The sequence below is a fragment of the uncultured Caulobacter sp. genome (assembly GCF_937900395.1).
Classification (GTDB): domain Bacteria; phylum Pseudomonadota; class Alphaproteobacteria; order Caulobacterales; family Caulobacteraceae; genus Caulobacter.
In genome coordinates, this window is record NZ_CALCDX010000160.1 from 1 (window position 1) to 26,037 (window position 26,037).

The 26,037-nt window shown below is 68.3% G+C and carries 29 protein-coding genes, 1 other RNA gene and 1 pseudogene; 16 read left to right on the forward strand and 15 right to left on the reverse strand.

Translation table 11 applies throughout. The annotated features are described in order from the left end of the window. Nucleotides 1–484 (forward strand): BBP7 family outer membrane beta-barrel protein (locus Q0379_RS13730; RefSeq protein WP_299009694.1); only part of this gene is annotated, 484 nt, incomplete at its 5' end. 60 nt (nt 485–544) lie between these two features. On the opposite strand, the gene rpmE is transcribed toward Q0379_RS13730, so the two are convergent. Next, nucleotides 545–769: a 50S ribosomal protein L31 gene (gene rpmE / locus Q0379_RS13735; RefSeq protein ID WP_299009697.1), complete on the reverse strand. Its 225-nt coding sequence runs from the start codon at nt 767–769 to the stop codon at nt 545–547. 122 nt (nt 770–891) lie between these two features. Here rpmE and Q0379_RS13740 point away from each other — a divergent pair, with 122 nt between their 5' ends. After that, nucleotides 892–2,745, forward strand: coding sequence for an ABC transporter transmembrane domain-containing protein (locus tag Q0379_RS13740; protein ID WP_299009700.1), 1,854 nt, complete (start codon nt 892–894; stop codon nt 2,743–2,745). Nucleotides 2,746–2,875: 130 nt separating this feature from the next. Here Q0379_RS13740 and Q0379_RS13745 read toward each other — a convergent pair whose 3' ends face one another. Both Q0379_RS13745 and Q0379_RS13750 read right to left on the reverse strand, forming a co-directional pair. Next, the gene (locus tag Q0379_RS13745) at nt 2,876–4,183 is read right to left on the reverse strand and encodes a hypothetical protein (protein WP_299009703.1); all 1,308 of its coding nucleotides are present in this window, start codon (nt 4,181–4,183) and stop codon (nt 2,876–2,878) included. 70 nt (nt 4,184–4,253) lie between these two features. Further along, on the reverse strand, nt 4,254–5,324 hold the full coding sequence (locus tag Q0379_RS13750) for a glycerophosphodiester phosphodiesterase (protein ID WP_299009706.1): 1,071 nt from the start codon (nt 5,322–5,324) through the stop codon (nt 4,254–4,256). 92 nt (nt 5,325–5,416) lie between these two features. Here Q0379_RS13750 and Q0379_RS13755 point away from each other — a divergent pair. Then, a pseudogene (locus tag Q0379_RS13755) lies at nt 5,417–5,500 on the forward strand (hypothetical protein); the annotation flags it as partial. A gap of 23 nt (nt 5,501–5,523) precedes the next feature. Here the strand turns inward: Q0379_RS13755 and Q0379_RS13760 are convergent. The 3 genes from Q0379_RS13760 to thiE all read right to left on the reverse strand — a co-directional run bounded on the left by Q0379_RS13760 (nt 5,524) and on the right by thiE (nt 7,756). Continuing rightward, a complete protein-coding gene (locus Q0379_RS13760; protein WP_299009709.1) occupies nt 5,524–6,324 on the reverse strand; it encodes an inositol monophosphatase family protein in 801 nt (266 codons plus the stop codon). A 293-nt stretch (nt 6,325–6,617) separates the two neighbouring features. After that, on the reverse strand, nt 6,618–7,025 hold the full coding sequence (locus Q0379_RS13765; RefSeq protein ID WP_299009713.1) for a hypothetical protein: 408 nt from the start codon (nt 7,023–7,025) through the stop codon (nt 6,618–6,620). An 86-nt stretch (nt 7,026–7,111) separates the two neighbouring features. Beyond that, nucleotides 7,112–7,756 carry a thiamine phosphate synthase gene (gene thiE / locus Q0379_RS13770; protein WP_299009829.1) on the reverse strand — a complete coding sequence of 215 codons (645 nt, stop codon included), beginning with the start codon at nt 7,754–7,756 and terminating at the stop codon, nt 7,112–7,114. Between the two features lie 155 nt (nt 7,757–7,911). Between thiE and Q0379_RS13775 the strand changes: the two genes are divergently transcribed. Beyond that, nucleotides 7,912–8,097: a (2Fe-2S)-binding protein gene (locus Q0379_RS13775; RefSeq protein WP_099538084.1), complete on the forward strand. Its 186-nt coding sequence runs from the start codon at nt 7,912–7,914 to the stop codon at nt 8,095–8,097. Nucleotides 8,098–8,208: 111 nt separating this feature from the next. After that, on the forward strand, nt 8,209–8,691 hold the full coding sequence (gene bfr / locus Q0379_RS13780; RefSeq protein WP_299009718.1) for a bacterioferritin: 483 nt from the start codon (nt 8,209–8,211) through the stop codon (nt 8,689–8,691). A 3-nt stretch (nt 8,692–8,694) separates the two neighbouring features. On the opposite strand, the gene Q0379_RS13785 is transcribed toward bfr, so the two are convergent. Continuing rightward, a complete protein-coding gene (locus Q0379_RS13785) occupies nt 8,695–10,494 on the reverse strand; it encodes a HAMP domain-containing methyl-accepting chemotaxis protein (protein WP_299009721.1) in 1,800 nt (599 codons plus the stop codon). 330 nt (nt 10,495–10,824) lie between these two features. Between Q0379_RS13785 and Q0379_RS13790 the strand changes: the two genes are divergently transcribed. After that, on the forward strand, nt 10,825–11,400 hold the full coding sequence (locus Q0379_RS13790; RefSeq protein ID WP_066686660.1) for a tryptophan-rich sensory protein: 576 nt from the start codon (nt 10,825–10,827) through the stop codon (nt 11,398–11,400). Between the two features lie 11 nt (nt 11,401–11,411). Here the strand turns inward: Q0379_RS13790 and Q0379_RS13795 are convergent, their stop codons facing one another. The 4 genes from Q0379_RS13795 to Q0379_RS13810 all read right to left on the reverse strand — a co-directional run bounded on the left by Q0379_RS13795 (nt 11,412) and on the right by Q0379_RS13810 (nt 13,880). Beyond that, nucleotides 11,412–11,864, reverse strand: a complete 453-nt coding sequence (locus Q0379_RS13795) for a DoxX family protein (RefSeq protein WP_299009729.1) — start codon at nt 11,862–11,864, stop codon at nt 11,412–11,414. A 12-nt stretch (nt 11,865–11,876) separates the two neighbouring features. Further along, entirely contained in the window at nt 11,877–12,623 is a 747-nt protein-coding gene (locus Q0379_RS13800) for a DNA-binding domain-containing protein (RefSeq protein WP_299009732.1), read from the reverse strand. Continuing rightward, nucleotides 12,616–13,446, reverse strand: a complete 831-nt coding sequence (locus Q0379_RS13805; RefSeq protein ID WP_299009737.1) for a DUF692 domain-containing protein — start codon at nt 13,444–13,446, stop codon at nt 12,616–12,618. The genes Q0379_RS13800 and Q0379_RS13805 overlap by 8 nt, the downstream gene beginning before the upstream one ends. 155 nt (nt 13,447–13,601) lie before the next feature. Continuing rightward, nucleotides 13,602–13,880 carry a DUF2282 domain-containing protein gene (locus Q0379_RS13810; RefSeq protein WP_299009741.1) on the reverse strand — a complete coding sequence of 93 codons (279 nt, stop codon included), beginning with the start codon at nt 13,878–13,880 and terminating at the stop codon, nt 13,602–13,604. A gap of 188 nt (nt 13,881–14,068) precedes the next feature. On the opposite strand from Q0379_RS13810, the gene Q0379_RS13815 reads away from it, so the two are divergent. Together Q0379_RS13815 and nrsF are read left to right on the forward strand one after the other, a co-directional pair. Continuing rightward, entirely contained in the window at nt 14,069–14,605 is a 537-nt protein-coding gene (locus Q0379_RS13815; protein ID WP_299009743.1) for a sigma-70 family RNA polymerase sigma factor, read from the forward strand. Next, on the forward strand, nt 14,595–15,233 hold the full coding sequence (gene nrsF, locus Q0379_RS13820; protein ID WP_299009746.1) for an anti-sigma-F factor NrsF: 639 nt from the start codon (nt 14,595–14,597) through the stop codon (nt 15,231–15,233). Before Q0379_RS13815 ends, nrsF begins: the two co-directional genes overlap by 11 nt. 65 nt (nt 15,234–15,298) lie before the next feature. Here the strand turns inward: nrsF and fba are convergent, their stop codons facing one another. The 3 genes from fba to gap all read right to left on the reverse strand — a co-directional run bounded on the left by fba (nt 15,299) and on the right by gap (nt 18,866). Beyond that, entirely contained in the window at nt 15,299–16,390 is a 1,092-nt protein-coding gene (fba, locus tag Q0379_RS13825; protein ID WP_299009749.1) for a class II fructose-bisphosphate aldolase, read from the reverse strand. 209 nt (nt 16,391–16,599) lie between these two features. Further along, nucleotides 16,600–17,790: a phosphoglycerate kinase gene (locus Q0379_RS13830; protein WP_299009752.1), complete on the reverse strand. Its 1,191-nt coding sequence runs from the start codon at nt 17,788–17,790 to the stop codon at nt 16,600–16,602. Nucleotides 17,791–17,858: 68 nt separating this feature from the next. Further along, nucleotides 17,859–18,866 (reverse strand): type I glyceraldehyde-3-phosphate dehydrogenase, encoded by a 1,008-nt coding sequence (gene gap / locus Q0379_RS13835; RefSeq protein WP_299009754.1) that lies wholly within the window; start codon nt 18,864–18,866, stop codon nt 17,859–17,861. Nucleotides 18,867–19,169: 303 nt separating this feature from the next. Between gap and Q0379_RS13840 the strand changes: the two genes are divergently transcribed. From Q0379_RS13840 to Q0379_RS13870, 7 genes are all read left to right on the forward strand, one after another. Beyond that, nucleotides 19,170–19,544, forward strand: a complete 375-nt coding sequence (locus Q0379_RS13840) for a hypothetical protein (RefSeq protein ID WP_299009757.1) — start codon at nt 19,170–19,172, stop codon at nt 19,542–19,544. Nucleotides 19,545–19,547: 3 nt separating this feature from the next. Next, a complete protein-coding gene (locus Q0379_RS13845; protein WP_066686679.1) occupies nt 19,548–19,874 on the forward strand; it encodes a cell division protein ZapA in 327 nt (108 codons plus the stop codon). An 84-nt stretch (nt 19,875–19,958) separates the two neighbouring features. After that, nucleotides 19,959–21,941 carry a S9 family peptidase gene (locus tag Q0379_RS13850; RefSeq protein ID WP_299009763.1) on the forward strand — a complete coding sequence of 661 codons (1,983 nt, stop codon included), beginning with the start codon at nt 19,959–19,961 and terminating at the stop codon, nt 21,939–21,941. 62 nt (nt 21,942–22,003) lie between these two features. Beyond that, nucleotides 22,004–22,168, forward strand: a non-coding RNA gene (ssrS, locus tag Q0379_RS13855) — 6S RNA. Between the two features lie 27 nt (nt 22,169–22,195). Next, entirely contained in the window at nt 22,196–22,831 is a 636-nt protein-coding gene (locus tag Q0379_RS13860) for a 5-formyltetrahydrofolate cyclo-ligase (protein WP_299009767.1), read from the forward strand. 30 nt (nt 22,832–22,861) lie between these two features. Continuing rightward, nucleotides 22,862–23,695, forward strand: a complete 834-nt coding sequence (locus Q0379_RS13865; protein WP_299009770.1) for a YmdB family metallophosphoesterase — start codon at nt 22,862–22,864, stop codon at nt 23,693–23,695. 241 nt (nt 23,696–23,936) lie between these two features. Next, nucleotides 23,937–24,350, forward strand: a complete 414-nt coding sequence (locus tag Q0379_RS13870) for an organic hydroperoxide resistance protein (RefSeq protein WP_299009774.1) — start codon at nt 23,937–23,939, stop codon at nt 24,348–24,350. Here the strand turns inward: Q0379_RS13870 and Q0379_RS13875 are convergent. Further along, nucleotides 24,347–24,997, reverse strand: a complete 651-nt coding sequence (locus Q0379_RS13875; protein ID WP_299009778.1) for a glutathione S-transferase family protein — start codon at nt 24,995–24,997, stop codon at nt 24,347–24,349. The genes Q0379_RS13870 and Q0379_RS13875 overlap by 4 nt on opposite strands. A 156-nt stretch (nt 24,998–25,153) precedes the next feature. Here Q0379_RS13875 and Q0379_RS13880 point away from each other — a divergent pair, with 156 nt between their 5' ends. Next, nucleotides 25,154–25,909 (forward strand): YebC/PmpR family DNA-binding transcriptional regulator, encoded by a 756-nt coding sequence (locus tag Q0379_RS13880; protein WP_013077858.1) that lies wholly within the window; start codon nt 25,154–25,156, stop codon nt 25,907–25,909. The last annotated feature ends 128 nt before the right edge of the window (nt 25,910–26,037 follow it).

Sequence of the window (26,037 nt, forward strand, 5' to 3'; positions counted from 1 at the left end):
CGGGCATCCCTATGTGAAATCCGGCATCGACGTCGCCTGCTGGGACATTCTCGGCAAGGCGCGTGACCGGCCCGTCCACGCGCTGTGGGGCGGGCGCGTCCGGGACCGGTTGCGCGCCTATACCTACCTCTATCCCGAGCCGGGCGAGGATCCGGAGACGCGAAGCGGCGGTCTGCTGGCGCAAGACAGCAATATCGGCAACTACGAACGGAATGAACTGAGCGTCCTACCGCAACTGGGCGTCACGCTCGGTTACAAGCTCACCGAGAGATTGAAGCTGACTGGCGGCTACACGTTCGTCTACTGGAGCAACGTCGTGCGGCCGGGCGATCAGATCGATCCGGAAGTGAACCCCGGCAATCTGCCGTTCGCCAATCCGCCCGATGCCGATGGCCTGCGGACGCCGGCGGCCGGACTGCAGGAGCTGCTGCCCGGCATCGACGCAGGCGCCGCCTTGCTGCTGGTGCGATCCGAAACCCGGTGAAAAGCAGAAAGGCCCGCGGTTTCCCGCGGGCCCTTGTCTCGTTCGGCCGTGAAAAGCCGATCAGCTTTTGACGAAGCCTTTGAACTTGTCCTTGAAGCGCGACAGGCGACCGCCGCGGTCCATGACCTGCGCCGCACCGCCGGTCCAGGCCGGGTGCGATTTCGGGTCAATGTCGAGCGACAGCCTGTCGCCGGCTTTGCCCATGGTCGAACGGGTCTGGTATTCGGTTCCGTCCGTCATCACCACGGTGATGAAGTGGTAGTCGGGGTGAATGTCTTGTTTCATGGCGGCGATCCAGACCGACTAAGCCGGCGAGTGAATGGGGTAAGCGCCAAACCGCGCACGCGCGGGGTGGCCCTCGAAGACGCGCGGCTATAAAGAACGCGCGCGATTTTGGCAAGGGACAGTTGATGACCGACGTGACCGCCGGCGAGCAAAAGGCCGAAGGCCGCCCCGGCGCGGGGGCGGAATTGGTCCAGGGCATGGCCGAAGCCAAGGCCCGGCGGCCGCGCCGCAAGGACATCCGTCCCCTGGCCCATCTGCTGCCGTTCGTCGCCGCTCACAAGGGCGATGGCCTGGCGGCGGGCTTCTTCCTGCTGTTCTCGACGGGCGCGACCCTGGGCCTGACGGCGGCCTTCAAGGAGGTCATCGACCACGGATTCGCCAAGGGCCAGGGCGCGGAGATCAACAGCGCCTTCGTCGGCCTGGGCGCCGTCGCCATGGTTCTGGCCGTGGCCACGGCCCTGCGATTCTTCTTCATCACCCGGCTGGGCGAGCGGGTCGTGGCCGATGTGCGCCGGGCGCTCTACGGCCACACCCTGACGCTGGACCAGGAATATTTCCTCAAGACCCGCACCGGCGAGGTGCTGTCGCGCCTGACCACCGACGTGGCGCTGATCGAGCAGCTGGTCGGCGCCTCGGCCTCGATCGCCCTGCGCAATATCCTCAGCCTGGTCGGCGGCCTTGGCTACATGGCGGTGGTTTCGCCCAAGCTGGCGGGCTTCATCGTGCTGATGGTGCCGGTGATCCTGGCGCCGATGTTCCTGGTCGGCCGCCGCGTCCGCAAGCTGACCGTCACGGCCCAGGACCGCTTCGCCGACGCCGTCGGCTACGCCGGCGAGAGCCTGGACGCCCTCGAGACCGTGCAGGCCTTCGGCCGCGAGCAGGCTTCGGCCGCCCGCTTCGCCGGCGCGGTGGAGGCGGCCTACAAGGCCTCGGTCAAGCGGATCACCACCCGCGCCACCATGACCGCCATGGTCATCATCCTGGCGTTCGGCGGCATCACCCTCTTGCTATGGACCGGCGCGCGTCTGGTGCTGTCGGGCGAGATGACCGGCGGCACCCTGGCCCAGTTCGCCATGCTGGCGGTGATGGCCGCCGGTTCGATCGGCGCCTTGGGCGAGGTCTGGGGCGACGTCCAGAAGGCGTCCGGCGCCATGGACCGCATCTCCGACCTGCTGAACGCCCGCCCCGGCATCGCCGCACCGGCTGTTCCCAAGCCGCTGCCGGTCCCGGCGCGCGGCGAGATCGCGTTCGAGAACGTCACCTTCGCCTATCCCGGCCGCCCGGACCTGCCCGCCCTGAACGGCTTCGACCTGTCCGTGAAGGCCGGAGAGACCGTCGCCCTGGTCGGCCCCTCGGGCGCGGGCAAAAGCACCGTCCTGCGGCTCCTTTTGCGGTTCTATGATCCCCAGGCTGGCGCGATCCGCCTGGACGGCGTGAACCTGCGCGACGCCGATCCCGCCGAGGTCCGCGCCCGCATGGCCCTGGTCGCCCAGGATTCGCCGCTGTTCTCGGGCTCGGCCCTGGACAACATCCGTTTCGGCCGCGCGGACGCCTCCGACGAAGAGCTGAAGGCCGCCGCCGAGGCCGCCCAGGCCGCCGGCTTCTTGTCGGCCCTGCCGCAGGGCTTCGACACGCCCGTGGGCGAGCGCGCCAAGACCCTGTCCGGCGGCCAGCGCCAGCGCTTGGCCATCGCCCGCGCCCTGGCCCGCGAGGCGCCCATCCTGCTGCTGGACGAGGCCACCAGCGCCCTCGACGCCGAGAGCGAGCGCCTGGTCCAGCAGGCCCTGCACGCGGCCATGGCCGGCCGCACGACCCTGGTCATCGCCCACCGCCTGGCCACCGTGCTCAAGGCCGACCGGATCGTGGTCATGGAGGAGGGGCGCGTGGTCGAGCAGGGCACCCACGCCGAACTCTTCGCCAAGGGCGGTCTCTACGCCCGCCTGGCCCGCCTGCAGTTCGGGGTCGAGGCGGCTTAGACCGCTTGATCCTCCCCCGCATCGCGGGGGAGGTGGCCCAGAGGGCCGGAGGGGGCAAGCTGGATGCTTGCCGCGTTCGCCCCCTCAGTCACCCGTGACAGCTCCCCCGCATCGCGGGGGAGCATCTCGTTCACCGCGCCAAATCCGCGGGCGTCGTCGGCTCGCTGATCACGCGCTCCATCGCCGCCCAGCGCGCGGCCTCGGTCTTGCCGGCGCGTTCGACGTGGGCGCGGACCAGGTCCTGGCCCAGGCTGTAGTTGATGATGTAGGCGCGATAGGTCTCGATGAAGCTCAGGCGCTTCTCGGCGCGGGCCGTCGAGGTCAGGCCGTACTTGGCTAGGGCCCTTACCGCCTCGGGCTTCTTCATCTTGCCGTCCAGATAGGCCGCGGCGATGGTAACCTCGCTCTGGGCCAGGGCGGCCTTGGCGTCCATCAGCGCGCCGTAGGCGGCCGCGGTCTTGGGATCCAGGCCCGCCAGCGGATAGAGCTTGTCGCGCTCGAAGTCGGTCTTGGCCTGGCCGGGGAAGGCGAGCGCGATGCCGTAGTTGGCGCTGCCCTCGGCGATCAGCGACTGCGGCGAGAACAGCGGATAGACGCTGAACTCCACCCAGCCCTTGCCCTTGGTCAGCTTCTCTTCCAGCAGGGCGTTCAGGACATGGTGGCCGGGATAGCCCTCGTGGCAGCCCAGATCCAAGGCGCGGCTGATGTAGATCGGCAAATCGGTGTTGATCTCGATCAGGCTGTGGGCGCCGCCCTGGTACCAGTTGTAGCCGCTCCACGGCTTCTTGGTGACGAACGACAGGTCGAAGCGCTCATTGGCCGGCAGCTTGATGTGCGCCTCGGTCTTGGCCTTGCAGGCGGCGATCCCGGCCTTCATCACCGGCTCCAGCCGGTCGGTCGGGATGACATAGGCGGCCTGGAAGGCGTCGACGCGGGCCGCGAGGTCGCCCTTGCCGGGGACCAGCTTGTCGAGCCGGGCCAGGACCGGATCGTAGGCCTTCAACGGCTTGATGACGGGGCGGACGCCAAACAGGCCTTGGGCTTCGTCCTGGAAGCTGAACGTGTCGCCGGCGATCATGGCTAGCCGTGTCTGGGCGGCCTTGACCTGGCCCTTCAGGAACAGCTTGCGGCGGCGCTGGTCGGCGGTGAGATCCTTCTCGGGAACCTTGGCGAGCAGCCCTTGCAGGCGATCGGCTTCCTTGCGCAGCACCGAGACGGGGCGCGGCGCCAGCTTCGCGGCGTTGAGATATTCGTTCGGGCCGTAATAGGCGTCGACATAACCGGGCTCGCGCTCGCCGGCCTCCAGCGTAAGGCGCACGAAGTCGACGGCGATCTTGTCCAGCAGGTCCGAGCCCGGGGAGGCGAGGGCGGACGAGACGGCGCCCAGCGACAGGGCGGCGATGGTCGCCAGCGAGGCGGCGGCGTGACGGAACTTCATGAAACTCACCCAGGCGGAACGGAGGGCGGCACGCTGCACCCTTCCGCCCCATTCGGGCAAGGGCGGCCGTTCAGCCTCGCGCGGCGACGGCTAGGGCGGGGAAGTCGCTGAACACCCCGTCGACGCCGGCCGCGTACAGGGCCTTCAGCAAGGTCGTCACGTCGCCGTGCTGGGCCAGGAAGGTCGGACTGGCGGGGTCGCCCTTCCGCAGCGGCGTGGGCAGGAAGTAGTTCTCGGCCCGGAGCGTCCAGACGTGAACCTGGAGGCCCGCCGCGTGAGCGTCCTTGACCAGGCTGGTCGGCGGCAGCAGGCCCTGGCCGTCGCTGGGGATCACTTGGCTCCAGCCCGCGCCTAGGCCGTCGGCGTAGACGGCGACGTCTTTCAGGCCCTGGGGGGTGATCAGGTCGGCGTACTTTACACCGGGCTGGTCCGGCGGACCGCCCTCGGCGTCGACCAGGAAGACAAGGCGCGCCGGAGTCTTGGCCCGCAGGCGCTTCAAGGTCCCAACCTCGAAGCACTGCACGAATACCGGGGCGGTCGCCGAGTTCAGGTCCAGGGCCTTCAGCTTGGCGACCAGGCGATCCTCGGTGGGCAGGCCGATCGAGGCGAAATAGGTCGGGTGCTTCAGCTCGGGATAGACGCCGATCGTTCGGCCGCTGCGCTGGCCGCCGGCGCGGGCGATGGCGACAACTTCCTCGAAGGTCAGGATCTGGGCCTGGCCGTCGAAAGCGGCGCTGGTCGGACGCAGCTGCGGCAGCCGCTCGCGGGCGCGCAGGGTTTTCAGCTCGGCAAGCGTGAAGTCTTCCGTGAACCAGCCGGTCACCGACTGGCCGTCGATGGTCTTGGTGGCTTTGCGCGCGGCGAATTCGGGGCGGCTGGCGACGTTGGTCGTGCCGCCGATCTCATTCTCGTGGCGGGCCACGAGGTGGCCGTCCTTGGTGGGGACCAGGTCCGGCTCGATGAAGTCCGCGCCCTGCTCGATCGCGCGCTCATAGGCGAGGATCGTGTGCTCGGGCCGCTCGCCGCTGCAGCCGCGGTGGCCGATCACGATGGGCTTGCGGCCCTGGGCGCGGGACAGGCCCGGGAGGAACGTGCCGGCAAGGGCGGCGGTGGTCAGGGCGCGACGGGTCAGCAGGGTCATGGCGCGCGATTTAGCGCGCGGATGTGACGGTTTGGCGAGAGGTTATTTGACGCAAACCATAGTCGTCATCCCGCGCTTCATGCGCGGGACCCATGGTTCAGCTCACACGTGAGGGTGTGGGCGATCTCCGCACTTGCGACGGACAAATGGGTCCCGCGCACAAGGCGCGGGATGACGATCTTTCCTTGGTGCTGGAGCCTTAAGCCGCCCGCAGGCGCTCCAGGATCTGCGGGTGCAGGTCCTGGTTCGAGGCCAGGATCGACTTGCCCGACACGAGGTCGAGGTCGCTCTCGTCGATCGTGGTGATCTTGCCGCCCGATTCCTGGATCATCAGGATGCCGGCCGCGACGTCCCACGGGTTGAGGTTGCGCTCCCAGTACGCGTCGAACCGGCCGGCGGCGACCCACGCGAGATCCAGGGCGGCCGAGCCGAAGCGGCGCACGCCGGCGACCTTCTGGCTGACCTGGTGCAGCTCCTTCAGGAACTGGGCATGGCCCGGCTTGCCGGCGAACGGGATGCCCGTGGCCAGGACGCTTTCGTCCAGGTGACGGCGGGCGGCGACGCGCAGGCGCTTCTCGGCGCCCAGGAACGCGCCCTTGCCCTTTTCGACCCAGAAGAGGTCGTTGCTGATCGGGTTGTAGGTCACGCCGGCGACGATGCCCTCGCCCTCGCGCTGTAGGGCGATGTTGACCGCGAAGTGCGGGATGGCGTGCAGGAAGTTGGTGGTGCCGTCCAGCGGGTCGACGATCCAGGTGTGGGTCTTGTCGGTGCCCTCGACCATGCCGCGCTCTTCGCCCAGGAAGCCGTAGCCGGGGCGGGCCTTGGTCAGGATCTCGAACAGGGTCTGTTCGGCCTTGAGGTCGGCGTTGGAGACGAAGTCGGCCGCGCCCTTCTTGGAGACCTGCAGTTCGGTGACTTCGCCGAAGTCGCGGGCCAGGCCCCGGGCGGCCTTCCGGGCCGCGTCGATCATGACGTTCAGGAGGGCGGAAGGCGTGGGCACGGGCGGCTATCCTCAATGAAGCCGTCGACGCCCGCCGGAAAGTCCGGCGGCGGAGCGGTAGGTCGACGGTGTGAAAGAACGGGCGCGGAACCTAGTCGTCCACAGGCGCGAAGGCAAGGCGGGGCGAATTGGGTGGGGTTAACGGGCCTTCTATTAAATCCGACCTCCCCGGCGAATGCCGGGGCCCAGATCCCATGACGCTTGAGATGACTGGAAGGCGTCCGCGCTTCTGGAGCCTGCCTCAACGCCTTTCCATCTGGGCCCCGGCATTCGCCGGGGAAGTCGGATGAGGGCTAAGGCAGCTCCACCTTCGGCAGGCTGTCCTTGGTCTCGCACAGCAGTTTGCCGGCCTTGCCGACCGCGCCGGAGATGTCCTCGATCTTGGCTTCCTTGCGCCAGCCCTTGGGCAGGCCCTTGGTCCCGTCGAAGTCCATGCCCAGGTCCATCCACTTGTCGGCCGCGCAGTCCAGCGCGAACAGCAGGATCGGGCCTTTGCTGGCCGGCCAGTTCTTATAGGGGCCGTTGGCCTTGCCTTCGGCGATACGGGTGACGATCAGTCCGGTGGACTGGTCCACGCGGGAGAAGTCCTCGTCGTAATAGGTCTTGGTTTCCCCTGGCGCCAGTTTCCAGGTCTCGGCGACGGCCGCCGTCGAGACGGCCAGGACCGGTAAGCTAAGCAAACACACTACGAGCCGCTTCATGTCGAGCGCCCTCCCCAGGTTTTGTTCGCTGGAAAGGACGCTAGGCCTGTGTGCGGCGCGTCACAAGGCGCCGCACGACCTGACGTTTACTTACGGGCGGCGAGGCCTTCGGCGATGGCGGCGTTCAGCGCGGCCACGGCGGCGGCGGGCCCTTCCGGATAGCCCCAGACGCCGGCCGAGACGGCCAGGAAGTCCGCGCCCGCCGTGGCGAGGCCGGCGGCGTTGGCGGCGGTGATCCCGCCGATAGCCACGCACGGGGTCTCCATCGTCTCCTGCCAGATGGTCAGGATCTCGGGATCGGCGGTGGTCGGGGCGTCCTTGGTCTTGGTCGGGAAGAAGGCGCCGAAGGCGACGTAGTCGGCGCCAGCCTCCGAGGCCTCCATCGCAAGATGGCGGCTGTCGTGGCAGGTGACGCCGATCATCCGCTGGCCCATCAGCTTGCGGGCGTCCTTGTAGGGCATGTCCGACTGGCCGATGTGGACTCCGTCGACGGCGAGGCGCGCGGCCAGGTCGGGGCGGTCGTTCAGGATCACGGCCACGTCGCGCGCCTGGGCGATCGGGGCCAGCACATCGACGGCGGCCGCCACGACATCGTCCGGCGCGTCCTTCAGGCGGATCTGCAGCGCGGCGACGTCGCCGCCTTCCAAGGCTTGCGCCAGCGTCCGGCCGAACGCGGCCAGGTCGGCCAGGGCGGGCGGGGTGATCAGGTAGAGGCGGCAGTCGAGCGTCATGGGGTGGGGCATAGCACGAGCGCCCTGTTCGTCACGATATGCGTATCGCGCGTGGCCGCGACACCGCGCCGCCATCCATCGCAATGCGAGTCAGTTGCAAAACACCGCGCTCTACGCTAGATGAGAATGAAACTCATTCGGTGGGGCGTTCTTCCTTGTACGTCTGCAACTGTAACGGCATCCGCGAGCGCCAGGTGCGCGCCGCCATCGACGCCGGCGCCCAGCGCCCGGTCGAGATCTTCCGTCACCACGGCTGCCAGGCCCAGTGCGCCAAGTGCGTCTGCGAGATGCGCCAGATGATCCAGGAAAGCCGCGAGGCCCTGGCCTACGCCGCCGAGTAGCCGCCGCGTCCGCGGCTTTTCGTGAGACCGCGAAACACTCGCACACAATCCTGTTGAAGCCGCTTCCGGCATGCCTCAGGTTCGCCCGAAGTCGAATCCCAGGAGGCCGCCATGCAGGGCGATCCCAGCATCATCCGTTTGCTCAACGCGGTGCTCACCAACGAGCTGACGGCGGTCAACCAGTACTTCCTGCACGCGCGGATGTACGACAACTGGGGCTTCAAGCGCCTCGGCAAGATCACCTATGACGAGTCGATCGGCGAGATGAAGCACGCCGACATGCTGATCAACCGCATCCTGTTCCTGGAAGGTCTTCCGAACCTGCAGGACCTGCACAAGCTGAAGATCGGCGAGACGGTCCCCGAGTGCCTGAACGCCGACCTGCAGGTCGAGCTGGGCGGGCGCGAGACCCTGATCCCCGGCATCGTCCAGTGCGAGCAGGCCCGCGACTATGTCAGCCGCGAGCTGTTGCGCGAGATCCTCAGCGACACCGAGGAGCACATCGACTTCCTCGAGACCCAGCTGTCGCTGGTGAAGTCGCTGGGCGAGGCCAACTACCTGCAGTCGGCCATGGGCGAACTGCCGTCGTCCTAGACTTTACGCGGCCAGGGCGGGCTGGTCGTCGAACTTCTCGACCAGTTCGCCCAGGCGCGAGGCCTCGCCCTTCAGCGAGTGCGCGGCGGCGGTGGTCTGCTCGACCATGGCCGCGTTCTGCTGGGTCATCTGGTCCATCTGATTCACGGCGGTGTTGACCTGAGCCAGGCTCATGGCCTGCTCCTGGGCCGCCGTGGCGATCTCGGCCACCAGGGTCGAGATGTCGGTGACGCGCTGGATGATGCTGCCCAGGGCCGAGCCGGTGCGATCGACCAGGGTGACGCCGACCTCGACCTTGTCGGTGGCGGCGCCGATCAGGACCTTGATCTCCTTGGCGGCTTCGGCCGAGCGTTGGGCCAGGGCCCGGACTTCCTGGGCGACCACGGCGAAACCCTTGCCGCTCTCGCCGGCGCGGGCGGCCTCGACCCCGGCGTTGAGGGCCAGAAGATTGGTCTGGAAGGCGATCTCGTCGATCACGCCGATGATCTGGCTGATCTGGGACGAAGCGGTCTCGATCTCACGCACCGCGGCGACGGCGTCGCGCACCGAGCCCTCGGTGGCGCGGGCTTCCTCGCGGGCCGCGTCGACCATGCCGTTGGCGCGACCGGCGCTGTCGGCGGCCTGGCGCACCGCGCCGGTGATCTCGTTGAGGGCGGCGGCGGTCTCTTCCAGGCTGGCGGCCTGCTGCTCGGTGCGGCGCGACAGGTCGTCGGCGGCCTGGGCGATCTCGGCCGCGCCGACATGGACGCCGCGCGACGAGGTTCCGATGTCGCCCAGCGTGGCGTTCAGGGTCTCGGCCGTGGCGTTGAAGTCATGGCGCAGGCGTTCGTAGTCGGCGTGGAAGGCGTTGTTCAGGCGTACGCCGACGTGGCCGCCGGCCAGGCCGGCCAGACCCCGAGCGAGGCCGTCCATGGCTTCGCGACGGGCTTCCTCGGCGGCGCGGCGTTCGGCTTCGGCCGCGGCGCGTTGATGTTCGGCGTCCAGGCGGGTCTGGTCTTCGCGCTCACGGAGCGCCCGGCGCTCCAGCGCGGCCTCGCGGAAAACGGCGATCGACTTGGCCATCTCGCCCAGCTCGTCCGAGCGGTTGGCGAAGGGGACTTCGCTGTCGTAGTCGCCCTTGGCCAGCTTGGCCATGTAGGCGGTGATCGCCTCGATCGGACGCACGACCGCGCGGCGCATGGTCAGGACGCCGCCCAGGATCAGTCCGCCTAGCAACAGGGTCAGGCCGGCCATCAGGCCCAGGTCCCAGACCTGCTTGCGATGCGCGGTGGCCTCGACGGCGGCGTTGTCGGCGGCGATCACCGGCGTGGCCTTGTCGACCATGGCGCGGTGAGCCGTGTAGGCGGTCTTCAGCTCGGCATAGGCGGAGTCGGCGGTCGCCTGGTCGCCGGCCTCGACGGCGGCGACCAGGCGGTCGGCCGCCGCCAGCATCTGCTTGGCGTGGGTGTCGGAGTCGACCAGCAGGATCTGCTTGACCTTGGGATCGACGTCCGTCGTCCGCCAATAATCGACGCGGGCCTGGTACTCGCCGCGTAGGCGCTTGAGCTCGCCGGCGGCCCAGCGCGCGGAGTCCGGCGTGCGCGTGAAATAGGCGGTCTGGGCGTCGAGATAGGCCTCGATCACGTACATCGGCGGCGGCAGGATATCCGCCGTCAGGTCCTTGCCCGCGACGATCTGACGATAAAGCGGCCCGCCGATGCGCTGGTTGGCGATGGCGTTCCACGACCCGGCGGTGAGCAGCACTAGGCCCACGGCCAAGGCCGCGCCAAACAGACTCATGGCCCCGGACAACTTCAGACGCATAACGCCCACTCCCCCATGCACGGGGTTAGAAACGCCATAGCAGGCGTGAACTTGGCCTTAATTGCTCAGCTCGCCTACCCAGAATGGGGTGCTTTCCGCGTCCGCAATCGCTTTTGGCGAAAGGTTTTTGCCGTCGGTGGCAGGGATGGCTGCGGCGAATTGACGCAGGATCCGGCCGGGTCCTTCGAAGCAGCCGCTCGACGCCGACCAGACGCCATTTTCGGGTGGCGCATCGCCAGGATCGCGCCATGATGAGGCGAGCCCGGCCGCCCTGGAACCAAGGCTTCAACTGGGCTGTTTGACCTTGCGAGTTCAATAGGGAGTTCCGCCATGCACATCGCCCACGGAAAGTCGCGCGAGCGCGCTCTGGCCGGCCGCGAGGCGTTCGAGCTGGAGCAGCGGAAGGACTTCCACCCGGTCGGCCAGATCGCCGTCGGCGCGGCGCTGGCCAGCGGCGCCATCATCGCGGCCCTGGTCATGGGGCGGCGGCACGAGAAGGTGCTGGACGACGAGATGTACGCTGTCGAATTCGCCGAGATGCACGAGCCGGTGGCGCACCAGCCCAAGCCGCTGACCAGCCTGCTCCTGCCGCCGCTGTTCATCGCCATGACCCTGTCGGGCCTGCGCACCTGGAACGCGCCGTCCAGCCCGGCCCGGACGCGCGCCCTCACGATCTGGAGCCTGGTGCAGGGCTTCAACGCCCTATGGCTGGGTCTGGGCGCCAAGCGCCTAGGCGGCCAGCTCAGCGCGGCGACGGCGTCGCTGGCGGCCTCGGCGGCCTATGCGATCGAGGCGCGCAAGGTCGGCGGCGGCACGGCCCCCGACCTCGGCTGGGTCGGCCTCGCCAACGCCCTGAGCTCGCAGCTGTGGCGCAAGCCCGTGCCGCGCGCCCCGACGATCCATTAGGTCCACGCGGCTCACGGGATCTTCAGCGCCCGGTCCAGGCTGAACCGACCGCCGCCGCGCGCGATCAGCGGCAGCAGCAGGCCCGCCCACGACAGGTGGGTGGGCCAGGCGTCGGGATAGACGAAGACCTCGATCACCAGGGTCATGCCCAGGAAGGCCAGGGCCGAGACGCGGGTGAACAGCCCCAGCACCAGCAGGATCGAGAACAGGTGCTCCGAATAGGTCGCCGCGTGGGCGGCGAGATCCGGCGGCAGCAGCGGCACGTGGTATTCGCTCTCGAACAGGGCGTAGGTCCCGTCGGTGATGTGCAGGATCCCGTCGACCTTGGTGCGGCCCGACAAGAAGAAGACGGACGCGACACCCAGGCGGGCGACCAGCAACAGCAGGTCCTCGGGCAGCAGCTTCTCAGACGTACGGGCGAGCAGGGTCATCGGCGCGCGCAGCGCCGTTGAAAAGTCGGTCATCGGGATGGTCCTCTAGGGTGAGCCGGCGAAGACGCCGTCGGCGATCAGGGCGGCGAAAAGCGAAGCGAAAGGGGCGTCGGGATCAGCGGTCGCGGCGGCCTGCGCGGCCTCGGCGGCGGTGAGGCCCTCGCGGCAGGCGCGGAGGAAGGCGGTCTCGGCGGCGCCGACCACGCGGCTCGCCACCGCCTGGCCTTGGCGGACCAGCAGCAGGGTCTCGGGCGTCTCGGAAAGCTCAAGATCCTCGGCGCCGTCGCGGGCCGCGCGCCACAGGCTGGGCAGGCCGGCGTCGAAGGCGGCGAAACGGACACTGGGATGAAGCGCCAAGCGCGTCTCGGCCAAGGCCTCGGGCGCGAGTCGCGACAGCGCGACGGGTTCCAGAGCTGAGGCCTCGGCGCCGAACAGCGCCTCGGTCCACAGGCGGTCGAGGTGCGCGATCCCGGCCAGGTAGGGCAGCTCAGCGGCGGGCGGAAAGCGCTCCAGCCAGGCCGGAAAGTCCGCGCCATAATCCAGCAGGGCGGCGCCGGTCGGCGGCGCCTCGCGGGCGAACAGGGCGGCGGCGGCGCGGAACCAGTCCTCGCCGACCATCGACTGGACCGTCGGGAAGTTGGCGGCCAGGGCGTCGACGCATCCCTTGGCGATGGTGTTGCGATAGACGGCGAGGCCAGGGTGCTCGCCCTCGTCCAGCCATGGCGACAGGGCCGCGCGCTGGCCGCCGATCGCGGCCACGAAGGCGTCCTGGAAATCGAGCAGCTCAGGCATGAGCCGGCTCCAGGACGGAGAGTTCGGCGGCGGCGCGATCGCGCTCGGCCATCAGCGTCGCGAAGGCGGGAATGTCGTCGTCCCGCTCAATGAGCGTCGGGCGCGGGCCGACGCGGCGGATCAGGCGGCGATAGAGCGCCCAGACCGGCTCGGCCACCGGCGCGCCGTGGGTGTCGATCAGGAGGCCGGAGCCACCGGCGTCGGGACCGTGGCCCGCCAGGTGGATCTCGCCGATCGCCTCGGCGGGAAGGGCGTCGAGATAGGCCCCGGCGCTGTAGCCGAGGTTGCTGGCGCTGACGAAGACGTTGTTGACGTCGACCAGCAGACCGCAGCCGGTCCGCTGGACCAGGGCCTTCAGGAAGTCGACCTCGTCCAGGTCGTGACCGGTGAGCGGCAGGTAGAGGGAGGGGTTCTCGATCAGCACGCGGCGGCCCAGCGCCGTCTGCATCTGGTCGATGTTATCGGCGATGCGGGAAAGCGCCGGCTGGGTGCGCGGGAAGGGCAGGAGGTCGGGCTGGTGCGTCCCGCGATGGGTCGACCAGGCCAGGTGTTCGGACACGGCGAACGGCTCGAACCGGTCGACCAGGCGCTTGAGGGCGGCCAGATGCTCACGGTCCGGGTCGGCGTCCGCGGCCAGCGACAAGCCCACGCCATGCAGGGACAGCGGCCGGCGCGCGCGGATCGCTTCCAGCGCCGACAGCCTTGGACCGCCGGCGGACATGTAGTTCTCGGGATGGACCTCGAACCACAGGCCCTTAGCCTCCGCCGCGAGGGCGTCGGCATAGTGCTCGGGTTTCAGGCCAAGGCCGGCGGTGGGGGACATGGGGTTTCTCTTGAAAGAGCCGATCTTCCCGGCGAATGCCGGGACCCAGATGGAACGGCGCTGAAGTGGGTTCCAAATGCTCGGAGCCGCTCCAATCAGCCCCAGCGCTTTGGGATCTGGGCCCCGGCATTCGCCGGGGAGGTCGGTTGGCGACCTTAGGCCTTCGGCGTCAGCGAGCCCATGCCGTTCGGGGTCTTGATCGTCGTGCAGGTGCCCTTCTTGACCATCTTCCAGGCGTCGCCCTGGTAGTCGACCTTGGAGGTGCCGGCGCACGAGGTGCCCGCGCCCGCCTTGCAGTCGTTCTGGCCGGCCTTGGCCACGCCGTAGCACTTTTCGCTGTCGCCCTTGGCCTTGTGTTCGTCGGCGGCGGCCATCGAGACGCCGGCGCTCAGGGCGAAGATGGCGGCGAGGGCGGCGGAAGCGGTGCGGTTCATGGGATTTTCTCCTAAGCGTTTCGCGCCGAGGCGGCCCTATCACCGCTCGGTCGTGGGGAAGTACGAAGCGGAACCGTCCGAGGTTACACCGGTCCTCGAACAAAATTTCGACCGATCTTGCGGCGCAGGTTCCGGCCGCGAGCGCGGGTGTGTAACGATTGGGATCTCGCGCGCGAATAGGGGTGGGCGTGACGGAGACCGAGACCCGTTTGAAGGCGCTGATGCTGCGCGGGCTGGAGGGCGACGCCCCCGCCTATCGCGCCTGCCTGGCCCTGCTGGGGACCCGGCTTCGCGCCTATTTCGCGCGTCGGATGGCCGGCGCGCCCGGCGATGTGGAGGATCTTGTGCAGGAGACGCTGCTGGCGGTGCATCTGAAGCGGTCGACCTGGGACCCGTCCCAGTCGTTCACCGCCTGGGCGCACGCGGTGGCGCGCTACAAGCTGATCGACCACTGGCGGCGGCGGAAGATCCGCCAGACCCTGCCGATCGAGGACCACATCGAATTCCTGGCCGCCGACGAGCCCGAACCCTCCGTCGGGATCGAGCTGGACCGCGCCCTCGCCAGCCTGCCCGAACGGCAGCGGATCCTGGTCTCCGACGTCAAGCTGACGGGCCTGTCCCTGGCCGAGGCCGGGGCGCGAGCCGGCATCTCGGAGGGCGCGGCCAAGGTCGCCTTGCATCGGGCGCTGAAGGCTCTGGCCGAAAGGATGCGCCATGCGGACTGAGGACCTGATCGAGGCCCTGGCTGCTGATGGCGCGCCGATCCGTCCGCCGCCGCGCCGCCTCGCCGCGGTCGCGGGCGCCGGCGCCCTGGTGGCGCTGGTCCTGGTGCTGGCCTGGCTGCGCCCGCGTCATGACCTGATGCAGGCGATGCAGGGCGGCATGTTCTGGATGAAGGCGCTCTACACTGGCGCCCTGGGCCTGGCGGGCTATCTGGCGATCGAGCGGCTGTCGCGGCCGGCGGGCGGCGGCCGGCGCGGCTGGCAGCTCGGCGGCGCGGCCCTGGCGGTGTTCGTGGCGGCTGGCGTCGTCCAGGCGATGCGCAGCCCCGACATTCAGGCGGCCCTGCACATGCTGCGCGGCCACTCGTGGCATTCGTGCAGCGTCAACATCCTGCTCCTGGGGCTGCCGATGCTGGCGCTGGGCCTCGTCGCCGTGCGCGGCATGGCCCCGACCCGGCCCGTCGCCGCCGGCTTCGCGACGGGCCTGTTCGCCGGCGGGGTGGCCGCGACCGTTTATGGCCTGCATTGCCCGGAGAACACCTTCACCTTCGTGGCCCTCTGGTACAGCCTGGGCGTCCTGCTGCTGGCGGCGCTGGGGGCCTTGCTTGGGCGGTGGGTTCTGCGCTGGTAGCGGCCACGAAAAAGGCCTCCCGGATCGCTCCAGGAGGCCCTTCGATCTAGACGATCAAACGCGCCTTACTCGGCGGCGGCCTTGGTCTGACGATCGCCGAACTTGGCGTGCAGCTCGCCCGAGGCATAGCGCTTGGCCATGGCGGCGGTCGACATCGGCTTGATCTTGTCGGCCCAGCCGGCCGAGCCGAACTCGGTGAAGCGGGCTTCGCAGACCTTGCGCATGGCTTCCTTGGCCGGCTTCAGATAGGCGCGCGGGTCGAACTCCGCGGGCTTCTCCATCAGCACTTTGCGGATGGCGCCGGTGATGGCCAGGCGGTTGTCGGTGTCGACGTTGATCTTGCGCACGCCGTGCTTGATGCCGCGCTGGATCTCTTCGACCGGCACGCCCCAGGTCTGGGGCATCTGGCCGCCGTACTGGTTGATGATGTCCTGCAGCTCCTGCGGCACCGAGCTGGAGCCGTGCATCACAAGGTGGGTGTTGGGCAGGCGCTGGTGGATCTCCTCGATCACGTTCATCGCCAGGACGTCGCCGTCCGGCTTGCGCGTGAACTTGTAGGCCCCGTGGCTCGTGCCCATGGCGATGGCGAGCGCGTCGACGCCGGTGGCGTGGACGAACTCGACCGCCTGGTCCGGATCGGTCAGCAGCTCGTCATGGGACAGCTTGCCCTCGAAGCCGTGGCCGTCCTCGGCCTCGCCCATGCCGGTCTCCAGCGAACCCAGCACGCCCAGCTCGCCCTCGACCGAGACGCCGCAGGCATGGGCCATCTGGACCACGCGACGGGTGACGTCGACGTTGTATTCGTAGGTCGCCGGGGTCTTGGCGTCCTCCATCAGCGAGCCGTCCATCATCACCGAGGTGAAGCCGTACTGGATCGCCGTGGCGCAGGTCGCCGGGCCGTTGCCGTGGTCCTGGTGCATGCAGACCGGGATGTGCGGATAGAGCTCGACGAGCCCGTCGATCAGGCGGGCCAGCACGATGTCGCTGGCGTAGCTGCGCGCCCCGCGCGAGGCCTGGATGATGACCGGCGAGTTGACGGCGTCAGCCGCCTCCATGATCGCCAGGCCCTGTTCCATGTTGTTGATGTTGAAGGCCGGAAGCGCGTACTCATGCTCGGCGGCATGGTCCAGCAACTGTCGCAACGTGATGCGAGCCACGTAATTCTCTCCTGCAAGCGTGAAGTGGGTGGGTCGTTTCTTGTTGTTGGGGCTCGGCGCTGAAGCGCTCTCTGCCCGGTCTCTCTTCAGTCTTAAAGCGCGTCAGGGCGGTGAAAAACCGCACACACGTTCGCCTGACGCGCTTCGTCGTTCAGTCTGGCACAGGCTGAACGCGGATCTGCACGATCCGCGCCAGCGAAGTTACTTTTTTAGGCCTCGAGCGCAGCGACGCCCGGGAGGGTCTTGCCCTCCATCCATTCCAGGAACGCACCGCCGGCGGTCGAGACGAACGTCATGTCGGCCGCGACACCGGCGTGGTTCAGGGCCGCCACCGTATCACCGCCGCCAGCCACGGCCACGAGTTTACCCGATTTGGCCCGTTCCGAGACATGTTTAGCCGCGGAAACGGTCGCCTTGTCGAACGGCGGCAATTCGAAAACGCCCAACGGGCCGTTCCAGATCAGCGTCTGGCACTGGTCGATGGTGGCGTTCAGCGTGGCGACGGTCTCGGGACCCGCGTCGAGGATGCGGTCGTCGTGGCGCACGTCATAGACGTTGCGGACGCTGGAGGCGACGCCGGGCTTGACCTCCTGGGCGACCACGACGTCGGTCGGCAGGAGCAGCTTGCAGCCGGCGCTGCCGGCCAGGTCGATGATCTGACGCGCGGTCTCGGCCATGTCGGTCTCGCACAGCGAGGCGCCGACATCGATCTTGGCCGCGTAGAGGAAGGTGTTGGCCATGCCGCCGCCGATGGCCAGGTAGTCCAGCTTGGTCACCAGGTTGCGCAGCAGGTCGAGCTTGGTCGAGACCTTGGAGCCGCCGACGATGCCGATGACCGGCTTCTTGGGCTTGCCCAGCGCGGCGTCCAGGGCTTCCAGCTCGCGTTGCATGGAGAGGCCCGGATAGGCCGGCAGCAGGCGGGCCAGGCCTTCGGTCGAGGCGTGGGCGCGGTGGGCGGCGCTGAAGGCGTCGTTGACATAGACGTCGCCGTTGGCGGCCAGGGCCTTGGCGAATTCCGGATCGTTCTTTTCTTCGCCGGCGTGGAAACGCACGTTCTCCAGCAGGGCGACGCCGCCGTTCTCGAGAGCGTTCACGACCTGAGCAGCCGCCGGACCGACGCAGTCGCTGGCGAAGGCGACCGGCTGCTCCAGCAGCTTCGACAGGGGCTCGGCGACGAAGGCCAGGCTCATCTCCGGCACGACCTTGCCCTTCGGGCGGTCGAAGTGCGCCAGCAGCACCACCTTGGCGCCCTGCTTGGACAGGTAGGCGATGGTCGGCAACGCCGCGCGCAGGCGGGTGTCGTCGGCGACCTTTCCGCCGTCGACCGGGACGTTGAAGTCCACCCGGACCAGGGCGCGCTTGCCGGCGAGGTCGGCGGTGTCGAGGGTGCGGAAGGTCATGGAGCGTCTCGGAGCAAACAAACAAGGAAAACCCCGCTCCTTGCGGAGCGGGGCTGAGTCTGGGTTCCTTAGAGGAACTTCGCCATCTCGAGAGCGGTGTCGCTCATGCGCGTCGCGAAGCCCCACTCGTTGTCGTACCACGACAGCACGCGGGCCAGCTTGCCCTCGATGACTTGCGTCTGCGGCAGGGCGGCGGTCGAGCTGGCGTTGACGTGGTTCAGGTCCGACGAGACCAGCGGGTCGGTCGTCGTGGCCAGGACGCCCTTCATCGGGCCGTCGGCGGCGGCCTGCAGGGCGGCGTTGATCTCGGCGATGTTGGTCTCGCGGGCGGCGACGACCTTCAGGTCGATGACCGAGACGTTCGGCGTCGGGACGCGGATCGACGAGCCGTCCAGCTTGCCCTTCAGTTCCGGCAGGACGAGGCCCAGGGCCTTGGCGGCGCCGGTCGAGGTCGGGATCATGCTCAGGGCCGCGGCGCGGGCGCGGTAGAGATCCTTGTGCATGGTGTCCAGCGTCGGCTGGTCGCCGGTGTAGCTGTGGATCGTGGTCATGTAGCCGCGCTCGATGCCGAACAGGTCGTGCAGGACCTTGGCAACCGGGGCCAGGGCGTTGGTGGTGCACGAACCGTTCGAGACGACGATGTCGTCGGCGGTCAGGGTCTCGTGGTTGACCTTGTAGACGATGGTCTTGTCGGCGCCGTCGGCGGGGGCCGAGACCAGGACGCGCTTGGCGCCGGCCTTCAGGTGGGCGCTGGCCTTGTCCTTGGCGGTGAAGATGCCGGTGCACTCGAAGGCGATGTCGACGCCCAGGTCCTTGTGCGGCAGCTCTTCGGGGTTACGGATGGCCGTGACCTTGATCTTGCCCATGCCGACGTCGATCCAGTCCTCGCCCGAGGTGACGACGCCGGGGAAGCGGCCGTGGACGCTGTCGTAGCGCAGCAGGTGGGCGTTGGTCTCGACCGGACCCAGGTCGTTGATGGCGACGACCTCGATGTCGCGACGGCCATGCTCGGCGATGGAGCGCAGGACCAGACGTCCGATGCGGCCGAAGCCGTTGATGGCGACGCGAACAGCCATGGGTCTTTCTCCTGTTTGGCCGCCGAGCGGGATCGTTCGGCGTTCCCTATTTTTCGCAGCGCGTTTTGCGGGCTGGGGGCGCGAAGTCAAGCCCGGGAGGCCGCGTTTTGGCGGGTACGGGGCCAAAATCGGACCCTGCCCAGGACTTGGCCCGTCCCCAACGAAACCAGCTTTGGCCCGCACGGAGCGCGGACAAAAGGCGGCGAATGCTGCTATGGGCTCTGCATCGCCCAATTGTCGCCCCGCGCGACTGGCTTAGAGGGCATCGATCTGTATGTTGCGTTGCATGATGGAAATCCGCCGATGATCCCGGCCGACGGTACGGCCCTCGACCTCGCCGTGCGCCGTCTGGAGCGCGCGGTGAGCCAACTCGAGCACCGCCTGGCGGCCAAGGCCGCCGAGACCAAGCGCGCGCTCGCCGCCGCAGCGGCGGCTGGGGGCGGAAGCGCCGCCGCGCCCGGGCTGTTCGAAGAGGACGAGAAGGCCCAGCTGGTCGCCGACCTGGAAGCCGCCCGCGAGCGCGAGAAGGCGCTGGAGGAGGCCGGCGAACAGGCCTCGGTCGCGCTGGGCCGCGCCATCGCCGAGATCCGCGCCGCCCTGGGCGAGGACGGCGTCGCCAACGACCTGCATTCGCCCAATGACGATGACGACCTGTTCGAAGATTCCGAGGAGGCCTGACGCATGGCCCAGGTGACGATCCAGGTGAACGGCCGGCCCTATATCGTCGGCTGCGAGGACGGCCAGGAGCCGCACCTGACCGAACTCGCGCGCCTGTTCGACCGTCAGGTCCGCCAGGTCAGCGCGGACGTGGGCCAACTGGGCGAGACGCGCCTCTTTCTGATGGGCGCCCTGCTGCTGGCCGACGAGCTGTCGGACATGAAGCTGCGCCTGGCCCACGCCCAGAGCGAGATCGCCCGTATGCAGCAGGAGGGCACCAAGGCCGAGATCGCCGCCATCCGCGCCCTCGACGCCGCCGCTGAGAAGATCGAGAAGCTCGCGGCGGAGTAAGTCGCCTGCGTCTTTGACGGCTAAGGTTGTGTTCCGCGCGGGGCTTCGCCTATCGTCCTTCCGAGTTGGGGGATGAGGGGTTCCATGAAACTGAGCGTGGCGTTTGCGCTGGCCGGGCTTTGCCTTGCCGGCTTGGGCGGGGACGCCCTGGCGGCCGATGGAACCGCCGCCGCGGCCTTCGGCGTGCGGGAATATGTCCACCAGATCAGCCTGTCGCCGGACGGCAAGCAGGCGGCGATGGTCACGCCCTCGGCGGGACGGGGCTACCAGCTGGTGATCCTGGACCTGACCGGTGAAAAGCCGCCGCGCGCGATCCTGGCGTCCAGCGGCGATCCCGAGCGCCTGACGCGGTGCGGCTGGTCCACCGAGACCCGTCTCGTCTGCCAGATCTATGTGGTGCTGAAGGGCGCGCAGGGGCGGCTGGGCTTCACGCGGCTGATCGCCATCAACAACGACGGCGGTCCGCTGAAGGTCCTCAGCGCCGAAACCAACGAGCGTTCCTTGCGCATGTCGCAGAACGGCGGCGCGATCATCGACTGGGCGACCGACTATGCGCCCGGCGGCGTCCTGATGACCCGCGACTATGTCCCCGAACAGAGCACGGGCACGCGCCTGGCCAATGAGGAGGACGGCCTTGGCGTCGACCGCGTCGACACCGTCACCCTGGCCCGGCAGCCGGTCGAGCGTCCCAATCCGAACGCCGTCGAATATATCGGCGATGGCCGCGGCGCCGTGCGGATCATGGGCGTTCGGCCCAAGCGCGCCACGGGCTACGCCAGCGACACCATCCAGTACTACTACCGCGCCGCGGACAAGCGAGACTGGCGACCGCTGGGCCAGCTGACGGTCGGCTCCAACGGCTATAGCGGCTTTAATCCCTATGCGGTCGATCCGCAGCTGAACGTCGTCTACGGTTTCGACGGACAGGACGGACGGCGGGCGCTGTTCAAGGTGGCGCTGGACGACACCCTGAAGCGCGAGCTGGTGCTGGCGCGGCCGGACGTGGATGTGGAGGGCCTCGTGCGGATCGGCCGCCAGCAGCGGGTCGTCGGCGCGTCCTTCGTCACCGACCGGCGCGAGACCGAATTCTTCGATCCGGAGCTGCGTAAGCTTGGGCTGGCGCTGGGCAAGGCCCTGCCGGGGCGGCTCGTCACCTTCGTCGACGCCTCGGTCGACGAGTCCAAGCTGCTGCTGTTCGCCGGCAGCGACAGCGATCCGGGCGTCTACTACCTTTTCGACAAGAAGACGCGGCGCATGGAGGAGCTGATCCCCGCGCGGCCGCAGTTGCAGGCGTTCAAGCTGGCGACGGTGAAGGCGGTCACCTATCCCGCCGCCGACGGGACCCAGATCCCAGCCTACCTGACCCTGCCGGCTGGCAGCGACGGCAAGAACCTGCCGGCGATCGTCATGCCGCATGGCGGCCCCAGCGCGCGGGACGAGTGGGGCTTCGACTGGCTGGCGCAGTTCTTCGCCCATCAGGGCTATGCGGTGCTGCAGCCCAACTATCGCGGCTCGGCGGGCTATGGCGCCGACTGGTTCCAGAAGAACGGTTTCCAGTCCTGGCGCACGGCGATCGGCGACGTCAATGACGGCGGCCGCTGGCTGTTGGCGCAAGGCATCGCCAAGCCCGGCAAGCTGGCCATCGTCGGCTGGTCCTATGGCGGCTACGCGGCCCTGCAGTCCTCCGTCCTGGATCCGGACTTGTTCAAGGCCGTGGTTGCGATCGCGCCGGTGACGGACCTGGAGACGTTCCGCGCCGAGCACCTGGACTTCGTCGACTACCCGCAGGTCAGCGCCTTCATCGGCAAGGGCCCCCACGTCACCGAAGGCTCGCCGGCCCAGAACGCCTCGGCCATCAAGGCGCCGGTGCTGCTGTTCCACGGCGATCTCGACGCCAATGTCGGGATCGGCGAGTCCCGGCTGATGGAGCGCAAGCTGAAGGCGGCGGGACGCTCGGTGGAGTTCATCGAGTTCAAGGGGCTGGACCACCAACTGGCCGATGACGCCGCGCGCACTCAGATGCTGGGCAGGGCGGACTCGTTCCTGAAGACCGCCCTCGGGCTCTGAGGGGGCGCGTCACGGCGCCGCTGGCGTTTCCGGGGGCGAGCGCCTATCTATGTCCCCGGCGGGTCTTGCTGCGGTTCGCGTCGGGGACTTCACATCCCGGGGACCTTAATCGACTCTCTTGGGAGCTGTGCCTTTCCGTGGCCGTGGCTGCGGAAATACGGCGCCCACCTGGCATGCCAGGTCCGAGTGGATTGAAATTGTCGCCCACGGTTCTTCGCGGCGCCGCCACCCTTCTCTCCCGGTTCGGCGCGGCCTTGCGGCCGCTGGACCGGGATGACAGCTTTCACGGTATGACCATCGCCGACCCTGTCGCGGCCAAGACGGCCCTGCGCGTCTTTCTGCGCAACCAGCGCAAGCAGCTGGCGCGCGAGCATCCGCAAGCCGACTGGATGATCGCCGAGGTCGGCCGCGAGCCCTTGGCGCGCCTGTTCCCCGAGCCCGCGGGCAAGGTGGCGGCGCTCTATCACGGCCTCGGCTCGGAGCTTTCACCGCTCCTGTTGGGCGATCATCTGCGCGAGGCCGGCTGGACGCTGGCGTTGCCGGCGGTGATCGACGCCGACGCGCATCGCATGGTGTTCCGCCTGTGGAAGCCGGGCGAGCCTCTGGTCCATGACAAGATCGGCCTGCGCGCGCCCAGCGCGAAGAACCCCGTCGTCGAACCCGATCTGGTGATCACGCCGTTGCTCGCCTTCCAGCGCGACGGCGTACGGCTGGGGCAGGGCGGCGGCTATTATGACCGGGCGCTGGCGGCGTTGCGGGCGCGGAAACCGGTCTTTGTGATGGGCGTCGCCTATAGCGGTCAGCAGACGGAGAATCTGCCGCACGAGCCGCACGATCAAACGTTGGACGCCATTCTTACCGAAAAAGAGTATATCGCGGTCAAAGCCTGAGCCCCCGAGGGGCTCGATCCATACAGTTTCTTGGGACTCTCGATGCGTTTCGCCTTTTTCGGCGATGTCGTCGGCAAGTCGGGCCGGGATGGCCTGGCCGACCATCTGCCCGACCTTCGCCGCCGGCTTGGCCTGGAGTTCGTGATCATCAACGCCGAGAACGCGGCCGCGGGCTTCGGCATCACCGAGAACACCGCGCGCGAGCTGTTCGAGGCCGGCGCCGACTGCCTGACCCTGGGCAACCACAGCTGGGACCAGCGTGAGGCCCTGACTTATATCGTGCGCGAGCCGCGCCTGATCCGTCCGGCCAACTATCCGATCCTGTCGGACGCGCCGGGGCGTGGCAGCCACCTCTTCCAGACGGACTCGGGCAAGACGATCTTCGTCGTCAACCTGCTGGGCCGAGTCCACATGGACGCGATGGACGATCCGTTCGCCGCCGCCGACCGCGAGCTCGACAAGGCCCCGCTGGGCCAGGTGGCCGACGCGGTGATCGTCGACATGCACTGCGAGGCGACGTCGGAGAAGATGGCCATGGGCCATTATTGCGACGGCCGCGCCTCGCTGGTGGTGGGCACCCACACCCACGTGCCGACCGCCGACTGCCAGATCTTGCCCGGCGGCACCGCCTACCAGACCGACGCCGGCGCTTGCGCCGACTACGACAGCGTGATCGGCAACCAGAAGGAAGAGCCCTTGCGGCGCTTCACCACCAAGATCAGCGGCGGCCGCTACCAGCCGGCCAGCGGCCCGGCCACGGTCTGCGGCGTCTTCGTCGAGACCGACGACCGCACGGGCCTCGCCACGCGTGTGGAGCCGATCCGGGTGGGCGGCCGGCTGAGCCAGTCGATCCCTCTCTCTTAGAGAGGGAGGGGGGCATCGCCCAGCGATGGGAGGGTGAGAGGTTTCACGCTCACCCGAAAATTCTGAACCCCATGGGGCCGCCTTCGTTCAAGCGATGGTCGCCGCGGCGCGACTATAACCCCTAAGCCTCCCACGCCTTCGGCGCGGGCCCCGCCCTCTCTCCAAGAGAGAGGGATTTCGCGTTGCGGCTGTCACACATCGGGTCTCACATGAAGACCCCAGCCCCCAAAGGAGCCTCCCCATGACCGACGCCATCTACACCGCCCACGCTCACGCCGTCGGCGGCCGCAACGGTACGGCCAAGTCCGACGACGGCCATCTGGACGTCAAGCTGGCCTATCCGAAGTCGATGGGCGGCGACGGGAACGGGACCAATCCCGAGCAGCTGTTCGCCGCCGGCTACAGCGCCTGCTTCCTGGGCGCGCTGGGCCTCGTCGCGCGGAACCAGGGCGTCAAGCTGGGCGAGCACAGCCTGGACGCCGAGGTCGACCTGATCAAGGACGAGACCAGCTTCCACGTGGGCGTCCGCCTGAAGCTCAACGCCCCCGAACTCGACCGCGAGACGGCCGAGACGCTGCTGCGCGCGGCGCACGAGGTCTGCCCCTATTCGAAGGCCACGCGCGGCAACGTCCAGGTCGATCTGGAAGTCGCCTAGGCTTCCGGGAAGTAATGGAAGAACGGCTCGGCCTCGGCCAGCACGCGCTGGACCGAGGGCCGGGCCTTCAGCCGCTCCAGATAGGCCAGGCTCAGCGGCCAGCGCTCGGTCAGGGCCTGGACCTTGTTGGCATAGAACAGCGCCGGCATGGCCGCGCAGTCGGCCAGACCGAAGTCGCCGCATATCCACATCCGCCCGTCGGCCAGCACGCTTTCGAGGTGATCGCAGGCCGCGGCGATCTGTGCGTAAGCCTCGTCGATCCCGAAACCGTCCTTGGCTTCCTTGGGGCGAAGACGGTCGGCGACGATCCTCTGCATGGCATGATGGACATAGTGGTCGAAGAAGCGGTCCCAGAACCGCACGCGCCAAGCCTTGTCCGGATCGACCGGCGTGAACCGCACGCCGCCCGGATAGTAAAGGTCCAGGTAGTCGAGGATGACGCTGGTCTCGTTGACCGTCTCGTTCCGCGCATCGTCGCTCAGCGCCGGCATCTTGCCCATGGGCGACAGCTTCCGAAACGCCTCGCGGACGGCCGGATCGCCCAGATTGACCATCACGTTGTCGAAGGAGGTCTCGTTCTCATAGAGGCCGATCAGCACCTTCCAGCAGAACGAGGACAGCGGGTGGGCGTGCAGGGTCAGGCTCACGGCGATCGCTCCCAAATACTTAAGTTATTGCCTAACTATAGGCGGGCGCGACGAGACGCAAGCCCCAGCCGCCGCCGGCGTCGGGGGTGACAAAGCCCGCTCCCGAGCGCTAGAAGCGCCCACACTCCATTTTCAGACCAGAGACAGAGCCTCCGAATGGCCGGCCACTCGAAATTCAAGAACATCATGCACCGCAAGGGTCGCGCCGACGCCGCGCGCTCCAAGCTGTTCTCCAAGCTGTCGCGGGAAATCACCGTCGCGGCGAAGTCGGGCCTGCCGGATCCGGCCATGAACCCGCGCCTGCGCCTGGCCGTGAACAACGCCAAGGCCGAAAGCCTGCCCAAGGACGTCATCGACCGGGCGATCAAGAAGTCGCAGATGGGCGACGCGGCCGACTATACCGAAATCCGCTACGAGGGCGTGGCCGCCGGCGGCGTCGGCATCATCGTCGAGGTGATGACCGACAACAAGAACCGCGCCGCCGCCAATGTCCGCTCCTACTTCACCAAGATGGGCGGCAACATGGGGGCCACCGGCTCGGTGACCTTCAACTTCGATCGCGTCGGCCAGATCAGCTATCCGGCCAAGACCGCCTCGGAAGACGAGATGATGGAAGCCGCCATCGAGGCCGGCGCCGATGACGTCACCTCGGACATGGACGAGGAAGGCGAAGGCCACACGATCTACACCGCCTTCGAGGACCTGAACGAGGTCGCCGCGGCCCTGGAAGCCAAGTTCGGCGCGGCCGCCAACACCAAGATCGCCTGGCGGCCGAAGATGCAGGTGCCGGTCACCGGCGACAGCGTCGCCACCCTGATGAAGCTGCTCGACATGCTAGACGAGGACGACGACGTCCAGGCCGTCTACTCGAACGAAGACATCAGCGAAGAAGACCTGGCCAAGCTGGGCTAATTCCCCCTTCTCCCCTTGCGGGAGAAGGTGTCGCCTTAGGCGACGGATGAGGGGTTGACATCCTGAACGCCGCGACCGGCTGGACCGCCGTCGCGGCGTTTTCCGTTTGGGCGACCCCTCACCCGGCC

Bases quoted from the DNA above. Each gene is read 5' to 3' on its own strand.
- rpmE (WP_299009697.1), bottom strand. From the start codon at position 769: ATGAAACAAGACATTCACCCCGACTACCACTTCATCACCGTGGTGATG.
- Q0379_RS13745 (WP_299009703.1), bottom strand. From the start codon at position 4,183: ATGAAGTTCCGTCACGCCGCCGCCTCGCTGGCGACCATCGCCGCCCTG.
- Q0379_RS13750 (WP_299009706.1), bottom strand. From the start codon at position 5,324: ATGACCCTGCTGACCCGTCGCGCCCTGACCACCGCCGCCCTTGCCGGC.
- Q0379_RS13765 (WP_299009713.1), bottom strand. From the start codon at position 7,025: ATGAAGCGGCTCGTAGTGTGTTTGCTTAGCTTACCGGTCCTGGCCGTC.
- thiE (WP_299009829.1), bottom strand. From the start codon at position 7,756: ATGACGCTCGACTGCCGCCTCTACCTGATCACCCCGCCCGCCCTGGCC.
- bfr (WP_299009718.1), top strand. From the start codon at position 8,209: ATGCAGGGCGATCCCAGCATCATCCGTTTGCTCAACGCGGTGCTCACC.
- Q0379_RS13785 (WP_299009721.1), bottom strand. From the start codon at position 10,494: ATGCGTCTGAAGTTGTCCGGGGCCATGAGTCTGTTTGGCGCGGCCTTG.
- Q0379_RS13790 (WP_066686660.1), top strand. From the start codon at position 10,825: ATGCACATCGCCCACGGAAAGTCGCGCGAGCGCGCTCTGGCCGGCCGC.
- Q0379_RS13795 (WP_299009729.1), bottom strand. From the start codon at position 11,864: ATGACCGACTTTTCAACGGCGCTGCGCGCGCCGATGACCCTGCTCGCC.
- Q0379_RS13800 (WP_299009732.1), bottom strand. From the start codon at position 12,623: ATGCCTGAGCTGCTCGATTTCCAGGACGCCTTCGTGGCCGCGATCGGC.
- Q0379_RS13805 (WP_299009737.1), bottom strand. From the start codon at position 13,446: ATGTCCCCCACCGCCGGCCTTGGCCTGAAACCCGAGCACTATGCCGAC.
- Q0379_RS13810 (WP_299009741.1), bottom strand. From the start codon at position 13,880: ATGAACCGCACCGCTTCCGCCGCCCTCGCCGCCATCTTCGCCCTGAGC.
- nrsF (WP_299009746.1), top strand. From the start codon at position 14,595: ATGCGGACTGAGGACCTGATCGAGGCCCTGGCTGCTGATGGCGCGCCG.
- Q0379_RS13830 (WP_299009752.1), bottom strand. From the start codon at position 17,790: ATGACCTTCCGCACCCTCGACACCGCCGACCTCGCCGGCAAGCGCGCC.
- gap (WP_299009754.1), bottom strand. From the start codon at position 18,866: ATGGCTGTTCGCGTCGCCATCAACGGCTTCGGCCGCATCGGACGTCTG.
- Q0379_RS13840 (WP_299009757.1), top strand. From the start codon at position 19,170: ATGATCCCGGCCGACGGTACGGCCCTCGACCTCGCCGTGCGCCGTCTG.
- Q0379_RS13845 (WP_066686679.1), top strand. From the start codon at position 19,548: ATGGCCCAGGTGACGATCCAGGTGAACGGCCGGCCCTATATCGTCGGC.
- Q0379_RS13850 (WP_299009763.1), top strand. From the start codon at position 19,959: ATGAAACTGAGCGTGGCGTTTGCGCTGGCCGGGCTTTGCCTTGCCGGC.
- Q0379_RS13870 (WP_299009774.1), top strand. From the start codon at position 23,937: ATGACCGACGCCATCTACACCGCCCACGCTCACGCCGTCGGCGGCCGC.
- Q0379_RS13880 (WP_013077858.1), top strand. From the start codon at position 25,154: ATGGCCGGCCACTCGAAATTCAAGAACATCATGCACCGCAAGGGTCGC.